This window comes from Duganella sp. CF517 (assembly GCF_900110275.1).
Classification (GTDB): Bacteria; Pseudomonadota; Gammaproteobacteria; order Burkholderiales; family Burkholderiaceae_D; genus Rugamonas.
In genome coordinates this window covers 25,149-42,433 of the sequence record NZ_FODC01000004.1, presented here as the reverse complement: position 1 = coordinate 42,433, position 17,285 = coordinate 25,149, and the positions used below count along the sequence as shown (strand labels likewise).

General features: G+C 65.5%; 18 protein-coding genes. 6 read left to right on the top strand and 12 right to left on the bottom strand.

Annotated features, from left to right (window positions below; translation table 11 throughout):
* Positions 1-69: 69 nt before the first annotated feature.
* Positions 70-969: a LysR family transcriptional regulator gene (locus tag BMX85_RS16270; RefSeq protein WP_090320280.1), complete on the bottom strand. Its 900-nt coding sequence runs from the start codon at positions 967-969 to the stop codon at positions 70-72.
* 106 nt (positions 970-1,075) lie between these two features.
* Between BMX85_RS16270 and BMX85_RS16265 the strand changes: the two genes are divergently transcribed.
* Positions 1,076-2,089 carry a zinc-binding alcohol dehydrogenase family protein gene (locus tag BMX85_RS16265; RefSeq protein ID WP_090320276.1) on the top strand — a complete coding sequence of 338 codons (1,014 nt, stop codon included), beginning with the start codon at positions 1,076-1,078 and terminating at the stop codon, positions 2,087-2,089.
* A gap of 3 nt (positions 2,090-2,092) precedes the next feature.
* On the opposite strand, the gene BMX85_RS16260 is transcribed toward BMX85_RS16265, so the two are convergent.
* From BMX85_RS16260 to BMX85_RS16240, 5 genes are all read right to left on the bottom strand, one after another.
* Positions 2,093-2,629, bottom strand: a complete 537-nt coding sequence (locus BMX85_RS16260) for a hypothetical protein (RefSeq protein WP_090320272.1) — start codon at positions 2,627-2,629, stop codon at positions 2,093-2,095.
* 84 nt (positions 2,630-2,713) lie between these two features.
* The gene (alaC, locus tag BMX85_RS16255; protein ID WP_090320269.1) at positions 2,714-3,913 is read right to left on the bottom strand and encodes an alanine transaminase; all 1,200 of its coding nucleotides are present in this window, start codon (positions 3,911-3,913) and stop codon (positions 2,714-2,716) included.
* Between the two features lie 98 nt (positions 3,914-4,011).
* Positions 4,012-4,329, bottom strand: coding sequence for a hypothetical protein (locus BMX85_RS16250; protein WP_090320267.1), 318 nt, complete (start codon positions 4,327-4,329; stop codon positions 4,012-4,014).
* A gap of 144 nt (positions 4,330-4,473) precedes the next feature.
* On the bottom strand, positions 4,474-5,331 hold the full coding sequence (locus BMX85_RS16245; protein ID WP_090320263.1) for an EamA family transporter: 858 nt from the start codon (positions 5,329-5,331) through the stop codon (positions 4,474-4,476).
* A complete protein-coding gene (locus BMX85_RS16240; protein ID WP_229210514.1) occupies positions 5,332-8,787 on the bottom strand; it encodes a DUF748 domain-containing protein in 3,456 nt (1,151 codons plus the stop codon). It lies immediately after the preceding gene.
* A gap of 214 nt (positions 8,788-9,001) precedes the next feature.
* Here BMX85_RS16240 and BMX85_RS16235 point away from each other — a divergent pair, with 214 nt between their 5' ends.
* A complete protein-coding gene (locus BMX85_RS16235; RefSeq protein WP_090320257.1) occupies positions 9,002-9,781 on the top strand; it encodes a carbonic anhydrase in 780 nt (259 codons plus the stop codon).
* A 65-nt stretch (positions 9,782-9,846) separates the two neighbouring features.
* Positions 9,847-10,998: a pyridoxal phosphate-dependent aminotransferase gene (locus tag BMX85_RS16230; RefSeq protein ID WP_090320254.1), complete on the top strand. Its 1,152-nt coding sequence runs from the start codon at positions 9,847-9,849 to the stop codon at positions 10,996-10,998.
* A gap of 23 nt (positions 10,999-11,021) precedes the next feature.
* Here the strand turns inward: BMX85_RS16230 and BMX85_RS16225 are convergent, their stop codons facing one another.
* On the bottom strand, positions 11,022-11,237 hold the full coding sequence (locus BMX85_RS16225) for a hypothetical protein (RefSeq protein ID WP_090320250.1): 216 nt from the start codon (positions 11,235-11,237) through the stop codon (positions 11,022-11,024).
* A 169-nt stretch (positions 11,238-11,406) separates the two neighbouring features.
* Here BMX85_RS16225 and BMX85_RS16220 point away from each other — a divergent pair, with 169 nt between their 5' ends.
* Positions 11,407-11,808, top strand: a complete 402-nt coding sequence (locus tag BMX85_RS16220; protein ID WP_090320247.1) for a GFA family protein — start codon at positions 11,407-11,409, stop codon at positions 11,806-11,808.
* A gap of 81 nt (positions 11,809-11,889) precedes the next feature.
* Positions 11,890-12,198 (top strand): DUF1272 domain-containing protein, encoded by a 309-nt coding sequence (locus tag BMX85_RS16215; RefSeq protein ID WP_090320244.1) that lies wholly within the window; start codon positions 11,890-11,892, stop codon positions 12,196-12,198.
* Between the two features lie 17 nt (positions 12,199-12,215).
* On the opposite strand, the gene BMX85_RS16210 is transcribed toward BMX85_RS16215, so the two are convergent.
* The 3 genes from BMX85_RS16210 to BMX85_RS30520 all read right to left on the bottom strand — a co-directional run bounded on the left by BMX85_RS16210 (position 12,216) and on the right by BMX85_RS30520 (position 14,840).
* Positions 12,216-13,667, bottom strand: a complete 1,452-nt coding sequence (locus BMX85_RS16210) for an HD domain-containing phosphohydrolase (protein ID WP_090320241.1) — start codon at positions 13,665-13,667, stop codon at positions 12,216-12,218.
* Between the two features lie 70 nt (positions 13,668-13,737).
* Positions 13,738-14,517 carry an SDR family oxidoreductase gene (locus BMX85_RS16205; RefSeq protein ID WP_090320238.1) on the bottom strand — a complete coding sequence of 260 codons (780 nt, stop codon included), beginning with the start codon at positions 14,515-14,517 and terminating at the stop codon, positions 13,738-13,740.
* Complete coding sequence (locus BMX85_RS30520) at positions 14,514-14,840, bottom strand: nuclear transport factor 2 family protein (protein WP_177196787.1); 327 nt, start codon at positions 14,838-14,840, stop codon at positions 14,514-14,516. Before BMX85_RS30520 ends, BMX85_RS16205 begins: the two co-directional genes overlap by 4 nt.
* Positions 14,841-14,943: 103 nt before the next feature.
* Here BMX85_RS30520 and BMX85_RS16195 point away from each other — a divergent pair, with 103 nt between their 5' ends.
* Positions 14,944-15,864 carry a LysR family transcriptional regulator gene (locus tag BMX85_RS16195; RefSeq protein ID WP_090320233.1) on the top strand — a complete coding sequence of 307 codons (921 nt, stop codon included), beginning with the start codon at positions 14,944-14,946 and terminating at the stop codon, positions 15,862-15,864.
* A 15-nt stretch (positions 15,865-15,879) separates the two neighbouring features.
* Here BMX85_RS16195 and BMX85_RS16190 read toward each other — a convergent pair whose 3' ends face one another.
* On the bottom strand, positions 15,880-16,659 hold the full coding sequence (locus tag BMX85_RS16190) for an alpha/beta fold hydrolase (RefSeq protein ID WP_090320230.1): 780 nt from the start codon (positions 16,657-16,659) through the stop codon (positions 15,880-15,882).
* Between the two features lie 78 nt (positions 16,660-16,737).
* Positions 16,738-16,971 (bottom strand): hypothetical protein, encoded by a 234-nt coding sequence (locus BMX85_RS30800; RefSeq protein ID WP_218147362.1) that lies wholly within the window; start codon positions 16,969-16,971, stop codon positions 16,738-16,740.
* Positions 16,972-17,285: the final 314 nt, after the last annotated feature.

The following is a 17,285-nucleotide window of genomic DNA, read 5'->3' as shown; positions in this document are numbered from 1 at the left end:
GCGCACGCTATTGCTTTAATGACTTTTTAAGCGAAGACAGCTTTAGCCGGTGCCGCAACTATGCCGGTGCTACGCTTTTTCGCACTGCGCGCGTAGAAAGTCGCGCAATTGCAGCACCGTCGGCGTGATCTGCGAGCGGTGCATGCACAGCATATTCAGCGGCGTCGGCTCGCCCAGCACGTCCGGCATCAGGATGTGCAGACGCCCGCTGCGGATATCGTCGCGCAAGTCCAGTCGCGATTTATAGGCTACGCCCAATCCCGCCACCGCCCAGCGCCGCACCACGTCGGCGTCGTCGGCGCTGCGGTTACCGTTGACGTGAATCGCCACCGGTTCGCCGGCCGCGTCCGAATAAAAACTCCAGCGGTCATGGATCACGTCTTCCAGCATGAAGCGCAGGCAGTTGTGCCGCGTCAAATCTTTTAGCTCGGTCAGCCTGCCGTGCTGCTTGATGTAATCCGGCGAAGCAACCAGCACGCGGCGGTTGTCCGGCGCCAGCGGCAGCGCGATCAGGCTGGAATCGTCCTGTCTGCCGTAACGGATGGCGATGTCGACCGGCTGCCGGTACATGTCCGAGACGCGGTCGCTGATGCTGAGCTGGAAGCTGACCTTCGGATACTGGGACTGGAATTCGTCCAGCCAGCCGACCAGCATATTGCGCCCCAGATCCGACGGCATCGAAATCTTCAGGGTCCCGCCCAGGCTTTCCTGGCCCTGGATCAGCGCGTCGTGGCCATCCTTCAGCAGGCGCAGCGCTTCGCGCGCATGCCGCAGATAGTGTTCGCCCTCCTCCGTCAGCCGCAGCGAGCGCGTGGTGCGGGCGAACAACCGCAAGCCCAGCTCCCGCTCCAGCCGCTTGACGCCGGCGCTGGCCAGCGCCGGGGAAATCTCCAGGTCCCTGGCCGCAGCCGACAGGCTGCCGCGATCGGCGGTGCGGACGAAAACGGTCAAATCATCAAGTCGCAGCATTTTCCTCGTTTTTTTGAAAGTGTTTCGCTGAGGCGCCTCTTTTTCCGCGCCACGAAATAAATGATGATACTCCCATCCGCATTCCATTCCATTTTTAGGAGAACTCATGAAAGCCGTCGCCTACCGCAAGGCCCTTCCCATCGACCACGCCGATTCGCTGATCGACATCGAGCTGCCCGCCCCGCAAGCCCAGGGCCGCGATCTGCTGGTCGAAGTCAAAGCCATTTCCGTCAATCCTGTCGACGTCAAGATCCGCGCCAACGTGGCGCCGACCGAAGGCGAAGACAAGGTCATCGGCTGGGACGCGGCGGGCGTGGTCAAGGCGGTCGGTCCCGACGTTAGCTTGTTCAAGCCGGGCGACGAAGTCTGGTACGCCGGCGACCTGACCCGTCCGGGCACCAACAGCGAGCTGCACCTGGTGGACGAGCGCATCGTCGGCCACAAGCCGAAGAATATGGACTTCGCCCACGCCGCCGCGCTGCCGCTGACGGCGATCACCGCGTGGGAACTGCTGTTCGACCGCCTGGAAGTGAGCCGCGACAAAGGCGTGCAGGGACAGTCGCTGCTGGTCATCGGCGCGGCCGGCGGCGTCGGTTCGATCCTGGTGCAGCTGGCGCGCCAGTTGACCGGCCTGACGGTCATCGGCACCGCGTCGCGCCCGGAAACGGCGGAGTGGGTGAAGGAGCTGGGCGCCCACCACGTGATCGATCACGGCAAGCCGCTGAACGAGGAAATCGCCCGCCTCGGCCTGCCGCCGGTGACCTATGTCGCCAGCCTGACGCACACCGACCACCATTGGACCGCGATCGCCGAAGTGCTGGCGCCGCAGGGCAAGGTCGCGGTGATCGACGACCCGGCCGCGATCGACGTGCGCCTGCTCAAGCGCAAGAGCGCCTCGCTGCACTGGGAATTCATGTTCGCGCGCTCGATGTTCAACACCGCCGACATCCAGAAGCAGCATCAACTGCTGAACGATGTGGCGATGCTGGTCGACACCGGCGTGCTCAAAACGACCTTGGGCGAACGTTTCGGCAAGATCAATGCCGCCAACCTGAAGCGGGCGCACGTCCTGCTGGCGAGCAACCGCGCCAAGGGCAAGATCGTGCTGGAAGGGTTTTAAAGCCTAGGACGTGGACCCGGCCGCCGCGCGCTCGCGCTCGTGCGTTTGCTGGGCCCGCAGCAGGGCCAGGACCGCGCTGTCATGCGCCACCAGCGCTTCCTGCATGGTGCTGGCCGATACGCAAGACGTCTCCAGCACTTGCAGGAAGGTCGCCTGGCGGCGTTTCAGTCGCAGCGACTGGTAGCCGAGCTGCTCGAACATGCGGCCGACGTCGATGCAATAGCCGCGCAGTTCCCACATCGTTTTCTTGGTGACCTCGATGTCGTCGCGCATGCTGTGGTCGACGTCGATCAGTTCCAGCTGCGCCGGCCCTTCCTTGCCGAAATCGCGTATCGTCGGCAGCCACTGCTCGAACTTGCCGGCGATGCGGCGGATGCGCACGATTTTCTGGTCGAGCGTGCGGCAGTAGTGCCAGCATAGCCAGCACACCGGCAGGCGCGCCACGAAACGCGGCAGGCCCACGGTGTTCAGGGTGTTCTCGAGTTTCTTGACGGCGGCGATCAGGCGCCGCGTGCTGTCGCCGATGGGCAGTGGACGCATAATGGAGCTCCTGGGTTGGTTCAGGAGCTACATTAGCTGCCGCATCGGACCATGCGTTTGATGCCGCTTAAAGAGCGCGCAGATTTATTCCATCACTTTGCGCAACATGGCTTTGATACCACGCAACCCTTGGCGTATGCGCGCCTCGTTTTCGATCAAGGCGAAGCGAACATACTCGTCGCCATAGTCGCCAAAGCCGATGCCCGGCGACACGCACACCTTGGCCTCCGACAGCAGCAGCTTGGAAAACTCCAGCGAACCGAGGTGGCGGTACGGCTCCGGGATGCGCGCCCAGATGTACATCGACGCCTTCGGCTTCTCGACCGGCCAGCCCGCTTCGCACAAGCCTTTGTGCAGGACGTCGCGGCGGCTCTGATACATCGCGCAGATCTCGCCGACGCTGCTTTGGTCGCCCTCCAGCGCGGCGATCGCGGCCACCTGCACCGGCGTGAAGCTGCCATAGTCATGGTAGCTCTTGATGCGCGCCAGCGCCGCGACCAGTTCCTTGTTACCGACCATGAAGCCGATGCGCCAACCGGCCATGTTGTAGCTCTTGGACATGGTGAAGAATTCCACCGCCACATCGCGCGCGCCCGGCACCTGCATGATCGACGGCGCCTTCCAGCCGTCGAAGGTGATGTCGGCATAGGCCAGGTCGTGCACCACCAGGATGTCGTGCTGCCTGGCCAGCGCCACCACCCGTTCGAAGAACTCCAGCTCCACGCATTGCGCGGTGGGGTTCGACGGGAAGCCGAGGATCATCATCTTCGGCTTCGGATAGCTTTCGCGCACCGCGCGTTCCAGTTCGTCGAAGAAGTCGACACCCGGCGTCATGCGCACCGAACGGATGTTGGCGCCGGCGATGACCGCGCCCCAGATGTGGATCGGATAGCTCGGGTTGGGCACCAGCACGGTGTCGCCGGCGTCCAGCGTGGCCAGCATCAGGTGCGCCAGGCCCTCCTTGGAGCCGATCGTGACGATCGCTTCCGAATCCGGATCGAAATCGACCTCGTAGCGGGTCTTGTACCACTTGGTGATCGCGCGCCGCAACCGCGGGATGCCCTTGGAGGCGGAGTAGCCGTGCGTGTCGGGACGGCGCACGGTGTCGACCAGCTTGTCGACGATGTGCGACGGCGTGGCGCCGTCCGGGTTGCCCATCGACATATCGATGATGTCTTCGCCGCGACGGCGCGCCGCCAGCTTGAGCTCGGCGGTGACATTGAAAACGTAGGGAGGCAGGCGATCGATGCGCGAAAATCTGCGCGGAGTTTGGGTGTCGGTCATGGATATCTCACGTAAGCGCCCGGAACCGTCCGAGCGACGTCGATGCAATGTTGCATCGGGATCCATACTAGCCCATCAATTCGGATGTTGGCAAGTCCTTACGCCGGCGACTGGTTCTGCTCGTCGCTGAACCATTCGAACAGGATCAGGCCGATGATCGACGCGATCGGAAAGCCGCACAGGGCGACCACCACCCACAAGGTTGGCGAGCGGCCCAGCCGCTTGGCGGCCACGCCGACAAAGATCAGATGCAGGATGGCGCTGACTGCGATACCGAGTCCGGCCACGATCATCAGCGGGACCGAGTTCGTCGTGTGCTTGACGAGCGGCGGCAGGAACGATGCGATGCAGCCGATCCAGATGACCAAGGTGACGGCGGCGGCGGCGATCGGTTGTTGTGCGCGGGCGACTTGCATGGCTTCTCCTGGATCAAGCGACCATGCTGCCACGATCTAGCATGAAAAGCAACACCAGCGACAAGGCGGCATCTGGATGACGCTCGGCGTTGGCACGACTGGTGGCACCGGCGCAACTTTGGGCACCGCGTGGTGCGATTTGAGCTATCTCAACGTCGTCAACGCCGACGCCAGCACGATGGCGGCGATCGCCAGCCACTGCGTCGGCGTCAGATGCTCGCCCAGCAGCAGCATGCCGGCCAGCGCGCTGAGCGCCGGCGCGGCGCTGCTGAACATGCTGAACGTGCGCGACGACAGGTTGCGCATCGAAAGCATCTCCAGGGTGTACGGCAACGCGCTCGACATCACCGCGATCGCCAGCCCGATCGCCATATACGATGGCGTCAACAACACGGCACCCGAATACCACGCCCCCACCGGCACGATGAACAGCGACGCGGCCGTCATGCCCCACGCCACCGACTGTCCGCCGTGCATGACCGAGACCCGCTTGCCGAAGACGATGTACAAGGCCCAGCACACCGCCGCCCCGGCCGCGTAGGCGACGCCGACCGGATCGAGCTGATCGACATGGCCGTGGATCGGCAGCAGGAAATACAGCCCGGCCACCGCCAGCGCGATCGCCACCGCGTCGCGCGGCCGGCGCGACGACAGCACCGCCACCGTCAGCGGCCCCGCCACTTCGATCGCCACCGCGATCCCCAGCGGTATCAGATTGAACGAGCGGTAGATCATCAGGTTCATCAACCCGATCACGCTGCCGTAGACGGCGACGTTGCAGGCTTGCGGCCACGTCAGCGGCGTGCGCCACGGGCGGAACACGGCCATCATCAGCAACGCGGCGAAGCCGACCCGGTAGGCCGTCACGCCTTCGACGCCAATCAGCGGAAACAGATGCTTGGCGACGGCCGCGCCGACGTTCAGCGACAGCTGGCTGCACAGCAGCGCGAATCCGGCCAGCAGCGCGCCGCCGCCGCCGACGTGGGATTTGTCGGCGGCCATCTATTTCGCCGCCAGTGCCAGTTTGAGCGCGACCGGCTTGCCGATGGCGGCGTCGGCTTTCTCCGGTGACGTGGTGTGTATCGCGGCAACGTCGACGCCCGCCTCTTTCAACGCCGCCACGATCGCGGCGGCGCGCTTGGCGCCGAGCGCGGGCAAGGCCCCCTCCGGCAACGGCTGGCTTTGCTCCAGGCGTTCCTGCAATTTGCCGTAGAAGGCGCTGGCGTCGGCCACCTGCGGTTCGCCCTGCACCAGTTTTCCCAAACGCTGCAGCATCGGCAGCGTCTTCTGCGCGACCGGATCGGCGGACCGGGCCTCGTCGTCGGCCCGCGCCAGCGCCGGCGTGGCGCCGGCCGCGCCTTCGGCCGCCTTCTTCTGCTTGTCCAGCTCGGCCGCGCCGAAGCGCTCGGCATACAGGTCGCGCAAGGCGCCGCGCACCTTGCGCTGGCCGATATCGAGCGGTCCCGGCTGTTCGTCGGGCGCCAGCTTGATTTCCGCCCGCGTCACCACCAGCCGGCGCACCGCCTGCGTGCGCAGCGCGGCGCCATCGGCGGCCTCGTTGTACTGGCCCGGCACCGACAGCTTCAACTGCGGCTTGCCCGCCAGGATTTTCGCCACCTGGCGCAGCTTCTCGCGCTCCGGCGGCAGCACGGTGTCGCCGCCGGCATCGAACTCGACCGCGTCCAGCTTGTCGCCGCTGACGCCGAACAGATTGCCCAGCGCGCGGAACGGCGACAGCGCCACCTTGCTCAGGATGTTGCCGATGGCTTTCCACACCACGGAGCCGTAGCTGAATTGTGGATCGTTCATATTGCCGGAAACAGGCACGCCGAGGTCGATGCGGCCGTCGCTGTCCTTGAGGATGGCCAGCGCCAGCTCGAGCGGCAGCTTGATCGCGTCCGGACTGTCGATGCGCTCGCCCAGGGTCAGGTTGTCGAGCACGATCTGGTTGTTGCCTTCGAGCTGGCTGTTGCGCACCTTGTACTGCAGGTCGAGCGAAATTTTTCCCTGCGCGATCTTGTAACCGGCGAACTTCATCGAGTACGGCGACGCCGACACCATGTCGACGTTCTTGAACACGACATTGACATCGGTGTTGTGCGCCGGGACGAACGGATTCAACTGGCCACGTATGCGCGCCAGGCCGAAATCGTCGACGCGGCCGTCGAGCTCGATCTGGCTGCGCGCGTCCGCCTTCGACGACAGCCCCGTGACCAGGCCGCTGAGCTCATAAATCTTCGCGCCGAACTGCGGACGCAAACTCAAGTCGGTGAAGTCCAGCTTGGCGTTCTGGAAGCGCATCCGCCGGATGCGCATCGGGAACGCCTCGCTGGCGGCGGGCGCCGCCGACGCGGTGGCCGCGACGGGCGGCGCGGGGTCGGACTTTTTCACCAGCAGCCGCTGCGCATTCAGGCTGCGGTCGTCTTCGATGATCAGGATCGCGTTCGGTTCGACCACGCGCAGCTCGGCGACATCCAGCAAGTTCGGCGACACGCTCAGCGCCAGCTTGTCGGCGCGCACCGACTTCCAGCGCGCGAAGTGGTCGTTGTCTTCTTCGTCAAGCGCCAGCTGGGCGACTTCGAACGAGCCATCGTAGCGCACGGCCGGATTGGCCTTGCCGCCGCCGGCGCCGGTGCGCAGGCGGCCCTCTCCGGACAGGCTGCCATCGGCCAGCTTGAGCTTGACATACTTGCTCAGCAACGGCTGTACCGGCGCCAGCGCAAGCTTGCTCAACGTCAATTCGGTATCGACGGCGCCGGTGGCGGGCACCACCTTGCCCTTCGCGGTTAGCTGGCCGCCTTCACGCAGGCCGACGCCACCTTGAAACGCCAGCGGTTTTTTCAGGTCGCTGCCGACGTCGGCCAGCGTCAGGTTGAAGTCCTGCAGAGTGGCCTTGATGCCGGTGCTGGCGTCGTCGTAGCGCGCGCCGAATTTGCTCAGCTCGACGGTTTTGACGGCGGCGGTCCAGGCGGTCTCACTTGACTTGACCGGCGCAGGCGCGGCGGCCGGCGTCGCGGCCGTAACCGCCCCCGACGCGGGCAGCCGGTCCAGGAACAGGAACCGGCCGGCGCTGTCGCGCGACAGATCCAGCAAGCCGCCCTCCGCGTACAGACGGCCCAGGCTGGCATGGCGCGCGGCCAGATCGAGCGCGCCATCGTCGAAGCCCAGTCGCCCAAGCTTCAACGGCGTCATCGCGCCGCCGACCAGCGCCAGGTTGTCCATCGAAAACGCGGCATCGTCGATGTTCAGCTTGAGTCCGCTCGCAGCCGTTTCCAGCCGCAATTGCAGCTTCAACGTCAGTTTGTCGGTGCTGATCTTGAGCGCCGGACTGGCGGTTTCATCGAGCGCGTTGACGGCGATGTCATCCAGCCCGATCTGCTTGAAGCGCACCTTCCAGCCGCCCTCCTCCTTCGGCGCCGGCTTGGCCGCGGGCGCCGGCGCACTAGCGGAAGCGGACGGCGGCACCATCACATTCGCCAGGTCGATCCGTCCTTGCGCATCGCGCCGCAATGCCAGCGCGCCGCCCTTCAAACCCAGCGCGCCGACCTCGACCGAGCGCTTGCCCAGATCGACGCCGACGCCGCCCACATCCAGCGCCTTCAGCTTGACGAACGGCGCCGCCCCGCCGGCATGTTGAACCGCCAGATCGTTCAACGCCAGACTGGCGCCGGCCAGACTCGCGTCCAGCTTTCCGTCCTTGTAGCCGAATCGATAGGGCAACCTGGCCGACAAGCGGCCATCGCTGACGACCACCCGCATGAACGACTTCAGGTACGTCGACATGCCCGGCAACGCGACATTCTCCAGCGACAGCACGCCGCTGCCGCCGATCGGATTGAGCGCGGCGGCGCCTTTCCAGCGCAGCTTGCCTCCCAGGCCGGCATCGGCGCTCAAGGTGTAGTTGCCGTTCTCGTCCGGCAGCGTGCTCAGGTGGTTCAGCTCGAAGGCGATCGGCGCGAAGGTATCGTTATAACCGGCATGGCGGTCGTGCATCTCCACCCTGCCCTGCTCGAGCGCGAAATGCTCGATGATCAGGCGCGGCATGCCGCTGTCGCTGTCGTCCCTCTTGCGCTTGTCCAGGGTCTCCATCAGCTGCGCGATGTTGAACTTGCCGTCGGCAGAAATGGCCAGCCGCACCGACGGCGCGGTGACGCGGATCTCGGCCAGGCTCCAGGCGCGGCGCACCAGCGAGCGCCACTGCATCTCCACCGCCAGCGCGCCGACGCCGAACAGCGGCGCGCCGTCGGCCTCGGTAACGCGCACGTCCTTCGCCTCCAGCCGCAAGGTGAATGGATTGAAACTGACGTCGCCGATGCTGGCTTTGCGCTCCAGTTCGGTCTCGACGAATTGCGGAACCTGACGCTTGATCAGCCACGGCAACGCCCAGCCGCCCGCCAACGCATACACCCCGACCGCGCCGGCCACACCCAAGCCCCACCGCTTCCATCGTCTCGTCATCGCCCGCAAAGCTGTTCCCATGATCCGTGTTCAACAGGTAACAGTATAGCAAGTGCAAGGCGTCGTTACTGCGGTCGGGGGTTCTCAAAAACAACATCCTCATGTTTCCTAATGTTGCGGCTACCCCGACAAATATTTCTAGATGTAAGTTAAATGTCTCGTGGAAATTTAAGTTGTTACCTTCCCACTACCCTGTCAACCCGCTGGAGACCTGATGAACAACGCACCCCGCGCCACCTTGCGCACCGCCGCCGCCGGTGGCCTTCTCGCCCTGCTATCGATCGCCGGCCACTGCGCGGAACCGCAGGCGCATCCGCACTGGTCGTACAGCGGTCAAACGGGCCCCAACAAATGGAGCGAGATCGACAGCAAATTCACGTCGTGCTCGCAAGGCAAGGTGCAGTCGCCGATCGACATCCACACGGCCGACGCCAAGCACGCCGCGCTGTCCGAACTCAAGTTCGACTACCAGGCCAGCCCGCTCAAGGTGATCGACAACGGCCATACGATCCAGGTCAACTACGCGCCCGGCAGTTTCCTGACGGTCGACGGCAAACGTTATGAGCTGTTGCAGTTCCACTTCCACAAGCCGAGCGAGGAACGCATCGACGGCAAGCGCTACGCGCTGGTCGCCCACCTGGTGCACAAGAACGCCGAGGGCGAACTGGCCGTGGTCGGCGTGCTGATGGAGCCGGGCGCCAAGCGCCCGATGATCAAGACCATCTTCGACAACCTGCCGCTGCAGAAGGAGAAAGAAGTCGAAGTGCCCGGCGTGAGCATCAACATCGCCACTTTGCTGCCGGAAAACCATGCCCACTACACGTTCAGCGGCTCGCTGACGACGCCGCCGTGCAGCGAAGGCGTGAAGTGGTTCGTGATGAAGACGCCGGTGCCGGTCTCGTCGCAGCAGATCGCCCAGTTCGGCCACGTCTACAAAATGAACGCCCGTCCGGTGCAGGCGTCCAATGGCCGCGTGGTGGAAATCAACGACTAAACGCGGCGGCACCGAGGGCTCGGTTTTGCCTTACACTATCGGACCTTCCCGACCATCGGAGCTCCATGCAAGCGCAACTCGACCCGTTCCACGCCGTCGGCCTCAGCCGCCTCGCCCACGCCCTGAAGGCGCAGGGCCGCTCCATCATCCACATGGAATTCGGCCAGCCGTCGACCGGTGCGCCGATGGCGGCCATCGACAAGGCCCATCAGATGCTCGACGCCGACAACATGGGCTATTGGGAAAGCACGCCGCTGAAGGAACGCCTGGCGCGCTTCTACGACGAGCGCTACGGCATCAAGGTCGACGCCGCCCGCTTCCTGATGACGTGCGGCGCCTCGCCGGCGCTGGTGCTGGCGCTGAACTCGCTGTTCTCGCCGGGCGACCGCATCGTGCTGGCGCGCCCGGGCTACGTCGCCTACCGCAACACGCTCAAGGCGCTGCACCTGGAACCGGTCGAAATCGCCTGCGGCGCCGAGGTGCGCTACCAGCTCACCGCCGCCGCGCTGGAAGCGATCGAACCGGCGCCGGCCGGCGTGATCATCGCCAGCCCGGCCAATCCGACCGGCACCATCATCGCCGCCGACGAACTGGCGGCGATCGCCAAGGTCTGCCACGCGCGCGGCATCCGCATCATCTCGGACGAGATCTATCACGGCCTGAGCTACGTCGAGCCGGCGCAGACCATACTCGCCTATGCGCCCGACGCGCTGGTGGTCAGCAGCTTTTCCAAGTACTTCAGCATGGCCGGATGGCGCCTGGGCTGGCTGCTGGTGCCGTCCGAGCACATCCACCGCGCCTGGACCTATTGCGGCAACATGTTCCTGACGGCGCCGTCGCTCAGCCAGCACGCGGCGCTGGCCGCCTTCGACGCGCTCGACGAGCTCGAAGGCCACCTGACGGTGTACACGGCTAACCGCCGCCTGCTGCTGGACGCGCTGCCGGGACTGGGCCTGAACGCCATCGCCCCGCCGGACGGCGCCTTCTACATCTACGCCAGCATCGCCCACCTGACCGACGACAGCCTGGACTTCTGCACCCGCCTGCTCAACGACACAGGCGTGGCGACGGCGCCGGGCATCGATTTCGATCCGGTCGAGGGCAAGCGCTTCATCCGCTTCAGCTTTGCGGTGTCGACGCCGGAAATCGCCGAGGCGATCCGCCGCATGCAGCCTTGGTTCGCCGCCCAGGCGGGCGCGATGGTGGCCGGCCAGTGATCCGGTAGACGCCGCTGTGGCGGCTAGTGTTCGGGCATTCCGCGCAGGAATTCGATATCGGACACGGCACGCGACCATGCGGCGTCCGGATCGAGCCCGGGCGTGTTGTGGATATCGAGTTGGATGTCTTTCAGCACTCTGCCGTCTAGGGAAATCTTGTAGCGCAGGGCCGTGTATTCGACGTCGTAGGTGTTTTTCAACCCCTGCTGACGGGTGTAGGTGTCGTGGGAAGCGGGCATGGTGTCCTCCTTACGAAAGTGAGGAAAAGCATAGCACGAAGCGATTCGGCATGTACTTGCCGCATGGAAGCGAAGCAGGCGGAGCGCTCGATGACCGCGCTAAGGTGTCGCGGCACCTTGCGGATTTAGGGTATCGTAAAGCTCCCATTGCAGGCGATCAGGAGCTCCCATGCTGACCGGACAATGTTTTTGCGGCGCCGTCCGCTACCAGGCCGCCGAGCGCATCCGCAACCAAACGCTGTGCCACTGCACCCTCTGCCGCCGCACCACCGGCGCGCCGGCGGTGGCGTGGTTCACTGTGGCGACCGACGACTTCCACTTCACCGCCGGCGAGCCGTCCAGCTTCCGTTCGTCGTCGCACGCCACGCGCACCTTTTGCCCGCGTTGCGGCACCCAGCTGACGTTCGCGGACGATGACAGTCCCGGCGAGATCGACGTCACCACGGGCAGCCTGGACGCGCCGGAACAGGCGCTACCGCAAAGCCATGTCTTCGTCGCCGACGCGCTGCATTGGCCGGACGATCTGCCGCGCTATGCGCACAGCCGAACAAGCCCATCGGGCGACTCCTGACCGCGCGGGCCGGCGATCCTTTGACTGCAACGCGGTTGTTGCTATACTTGCAAGCAGCACAGCCAACCAAAGGACAGCCCCATGCTCCAACTCAGACCGACCTGTGAACACTGCGACAAATCCCTGCCGCCGGCGGCGCTGGACGCGCGCATCTGCAGCTACGAGTGCACCTTCTGCGCCGACTGCGTCGAGAGCGTGCTGTCGAACGTCTGTCCCAACTGCGGCGGCGGCTTCACGCCAAGGCCGGTGCGGCCGTCGAAGAACTGGAAGAACGACAATTATCTCGGCAATGATCCGGCCAGGACCGAGATCAAGCACAGGCCGGTCGATGCGGCCGCGCACGCCGCCTTCTCCGCCGACATAAAAGCGATCCCGCCCGAGGCGAGATAAGCGGCCCGTCCGGTTGATCACTCGGCGTGGATCAGGCCGAGGGTCAACCCTTTCAGCGTGGCGGCGGTGCGGGTTGAACATTCGAGTTTGCGGAAGATGTTCTCGACGTGGGTGCCCACGGTGGAGGGGCTGATCTGCAATTCGCGCGCGACCTCCTTATTGCTCTCGCCCAGGCTGAGCCGGCATAGCACCGCGATCTCCCGCTCCGATAACAGCTTCTTGCGCTGGCCCGCCGGTTCGCCTGGCTCGACACAAGTGCCATCGGCGGCGGCGATCACAAAATTCACCGCCTGCATGTCGTATCGCCCGGCCAGCGCGTCCGCCGCCAGGATGCGTGCCGCCTCCTGCGGCGCGCACGCGGCGCGCCACGGACGCGGCATGCACAACGCAGCATACGACGCGGCGGCCGCCAGTATCCGTTGCGGCAGGTTGAGCGACTCGCCATCGAGGTCGCGGTAGTAGCCGCTGCCATCGAGCCTTTCGTAGACGTGGGACGCGAGCGCCGCCTCCGCCCGCAGCGAAGGGATCTGCACGCCGGCGCGCGCCGTCCAATAGGGCACCAACCGCACCTTTTCCCAATCGGCCATGCCGAGCTTGCCGTCACGCTCCCAGACGATGTTCGGCACCGCCGCGCGGCCGATGCCGTGGATCAGCGCGGCGCGTCCCAGACAGCGCTGCTGGGCAGGAGCAAGGCCCGCCAGCGCCGCAGCGCGTTCGGCAAGATCGGCGAGGCGGCGCGAATAGCCCATCAGCCATGGCAATTTCAGCTCGATCGTGTCGGCCACGATCGTCAGCGGAATCGGCACGGCCAGGGCCGGAATCTGCACCGGACAGGCCGGCGCCTCGATCGCCGCGAGCCAGGCCTCGGCGTGCGCCGCCAGCAGGCGCACCAGGTCCGCCGGATATTTTTTGTCGGCGCGCGCGGCGATCAGCCGCAGCGCCTCGTCCAGGCCACGGTCGCGCGTCAGCAGCTCCAGGTCCCCCGCCAGGTTGGCGTGGTACACCAGCCGTGGAATCTGCGGAGCACACAGCCGATCCGGCGTGCCGCCGCCGTCGTAGTGCTCCCAAAAGCGGCGCAGCCCGATCTCGACTTCCTCCGGCAAGCCCATCACCTGTGCGATCGCGCCCGACACCTCGCAATGGATGCGAGCGAGCGGCTCCACGCTGGTGAAGGTCATCCGGTTGTCGGGCGGGAGGGTATCCAGCAGCATCGCGTCGCGCCCGGCGACATCGTCGCCCAGCAGCGCCGAGAAGCCGCTGGCGTTGGCCGTGCACCCCGACCAGCGCAGCAAGGTCACCAGCCGCACATGACCGCACGCCTGCGGCCCGGCGCCGTCCGCCAGCGCCAGCCGCTCGGCCAGATGGGCCGAGCGTATCGATTGATTGGTGGGCTGGCCCATGCTCAAGTCGCCGACCAAGGCCAGCAGTTGGACGGCTTCCTCGACGGTGACGGTGTGCTCTAGTTGCATTTTCGTACTTTAGTTGAAAACGCTGTCCAGGGCAATCCGCCGCCGTGTTCGTCGTGATGAATCTTGCCGCCTAAACGGTCGGCGTGGTGCCGCCATCGATGACGAACTCGGCGCCATGGACCGACGCCGCCAGCGGCGACAGCAGGAACGCCACCAATTCCGCGACTTCGTTCGGCTTGCCGGGACGGCCGATCGGGATGCCGCCCAGCGACGCCATGAGCGCCTCGCGCGCCTCGTCCTCGCCGCCTTGCCGGTGGGTCGCCATGCGGGTGATCAACGCCTGCGCGGCGGTGGTCTCGATGAAGCCGGGCGAGACGCTGTTGACGCGAATCCCGCGCGGGCCGAATTCGTTGGCCAGCGATTTGCTGTAGTTGGCCAGCGCGGCCTTGGCGGCCGCGTACGCCACCGTCGATTCGTACAGCGGCAGCCGCCGCTGGATCGACGTGATGTGGACGATGCCGCCCGCGCCACGCTCAAGCATGGCCGGCAGGAAGCCGCGGTCGAGCCGTACGGCCGCCATCAAGTTGACCTGGAGCGCCGCGTCCCACATGTCGTCGGTCAGCGCCAGCGCGCCGCCGCTCGGCGCGGACGAGCCGCCCACATTGTTGACAAGGAAGTCGAGGTGGCCGAATTCGCGCTGGACCGCGTCGACGACATAAGCCGCCCCCGCGGCGCCGGACACGTCCGCTTCGAGATAGCGGACGCCGGCCAGCGGCTCCGCCGGCAAGTGGCGCGCCGGGGCGATCACTGTCGCGCCCTGCTCCACCAGTTTGCGAACGATGGCCTCGCCCATCCCCTTGGTGCCGCCGGTCACGAGCGCATGCTTGCCGTCGAACAGATAGCCGCTCATGGCTTGACCTCCAGCGACTGGATGCTGCCGGAGCGCAGTTCAAAATTGAAGTTCAGCGTCACGGGGCTGCCCGGGAAATTGCCCCTAACGCCAGCCCGCAGGATGTGACGGCCATCGGCTTCCTGCAGTTCGATCGGTTCCATCGTCGCACGGTACTTTTCGCCGGTTTCGGCGATCCAGGCGGTGATCTCCTCGCGCCCATGATGCGTGCGGCCTTCGTCATGGACGACGGCGTCCTGGTGGAAACACGCGGCGGCGCGCTGCGGCGCCTGCGCGTTGGAGGCCTCGACGTAGTCGATGATGGATTGCGGTAGTTTGTTCATGTCATTCTCCTCAAGATGTGAAGCCAGTGTATATTCGGGCATCATGAAGAAAAAGGACCAGAATGGACATGATCTATGAACCAACGGTTCAAAATAGGCTGCTATGAGTTCGCTTGATTTGATCCGGCTTTTCCTGGCGGTGGCGGCTGACCGCAGCTTCACGCAGGCGGCGAGGCGGTTGAACATCGCCCCCACGGCGGTCAGCAAAGGCGTGCGCGCGCTCGAGAAAAAGCATGGCGTGCCGCTGTTCGTCAGAACCACCCGCAGCGTGTCGCTGACGGATGCCGGGGCCGGTCTGCTGGCGGCCCTCAAGCCGGCGGTCGGCCAGATCGACGAAGCGTTCGACGAGTTGTCGCGCTTCCAGAGCCGTCCGTCCGGCCATCTGCGCGTCACCGCGCCGCGCGCCTTCGGGTTTCTCGTCGCCCGCTTCCTGGTGCCGCGCATGCGCGCCGCCTACCCCGACATCACGTTCGACCTGTCGCTCGACGACGGCTTGGTCGACCTGGTGACGGCGGGCTACGACGCCGGCATCCGGCTGGGCCAGGCGATCGCGCAGGACATGGTGGCCATCAAGTTGAGCCGGCCGCTATCGTGGTCGCTCGTGTCGGCGCCGGGCTACTTCGAGCGAGCCGGCCTGCCGCAGCGGCCAAGGGACCTGCTCGGCCATCAAACGCTGCGCTATCGCTTCTCCACCTCCAGCCGCCTGCCGCCGTGGCGCTTGAGCGGCGACGACGGCGAACTGCTGCTCGACACCGACGCCGCCCTGACCGCCAACGACACGCAAATGCTGGCCGAGTGGGCGCGCCAGGGCATGGGGATCGCCTACCTGCCCGACGTTGAGATCGATGAAGACGTCAAGCGCGGACGCCTGCTGCGGGTGCTGACGGAGTGCGTGCCCGAGACGTCCGGCTTGTTCCTCTACTTCCCTATGCGCACCCAGAACCAGCCGAAGATGCGCGCGCTGATCGAGCAGGTGTCCCGGCTGGCCGAGGAAGGCGCGCTGGATGTCAGCTGCGCCCGCTAGTCCCCGGCTGTGTGCTTACTTCGTTGCGGCGACGGCGTCGAGGATCACCTTCGCCACCTCGGCCGGACGCGACTGCTGTGGCACGTGGCTGGCCGCCAGTTCGGTGGTCTTGGCGCCGATCTTCTTGGCCATCGCGTGCTGCAAGCCCGGATCGATCATGCGGTCGCGCGCGCTGACGATGAACCACGACGGTTTGCTGGTCCAGGCGGCGGCGGTCACCTTGTCGGCGAAGGCATTGGCTTGGATCGGGCCTTGCGTCGCCGTCATGATGGCGGCCTGGGCCGGCGTCACGTCCTGGGCGAAGTCTTCGCGCATCGCCGCTTCCGGCAGGCTCAGGAAGCCTTCGCCGTCGGCCACGAAGCGCTTGGTGCCGGGGGCCGCAGGGTAGCCTTCGCCGGTTTCGGCGGTCGACTTGCCGGCGTCCGGCGCGAACGCGGCGACGTACACCAGGCTGCGCACCTTGTCGTGCTGGCCGGCGTCGGTGATGACCGTGCCGCCCCACGAATGGCCCACCAGCACCACCTTGCCAGGCTGGGCGGCGATCGCGCGGCGCGTCGCCGCGACGTCGTCGGCCAGCGAGGTCAGCGGATTCTGGACGGCGGTGACTTTGATGCCTTTGGCCTGCAGCAGCGGGATCACCTTGGCCCAGTCGGAACCGTCGGCGAAGGCGCCGTGCACGATGACGACCGAAGGTTTGGCGTTGGCATCGGTGGTGGCCGCGCCAACTTGCGGGGTGATAGTTGCGAAGGCGGTGGCGATGGCGAGCAGGCGCAGCGAGGTTTTGATGGTGGTCATGGCGTTCTCCTTTGGGTTTGTTGGGTTAGTGAGACCAGTGTAAGGAGAATGTTGCCAAGGCGGTATCGGGTGAATGGCCTATGCCGGCGCGAGCGATCTGAACGTCGCGCGCGCATCGGCGACCAACTCCGCGGGCTTTTCCATCGCCGCGAAATGTCCGCCCTGCGCCAGTTCGTTGAAATGGACCAGGTCGGCGAAGCGGCGTTCGGCCCAGCGCCTCGACAGTCGCAACTGCTCGCCCGGGAACATGCTGATCCCGGCCGGCGTTTGCATCGGCACGTTCGGCATCCCACCCCGCTGCATCGACTGCATGCCCTGTTCGGCAACCAGTACAGCATGATGTCATCGATCAAGTGGTCCAGCTCGAAGACGCTTTCGGCGTCGCCACCGCTGTCGGAAACGTCCTGGAACAGCGCGTACATCCATGCGGCGAGCCCCACCGGTATCACTTTAAGCCCAGTGAAATTATCAAAATTTAAATTTTCATCAGCATGCCTTGATGATACCATTGTGATATAAATATCAACGAAAGCCATTATGCCGCGCTCGAATAGACGCGAGCTGCCTGTTGCGGCATGACGGCTACGATGCTCTCTCCGGCCTGGCCGTCTGGGGCGCTTCGGTCC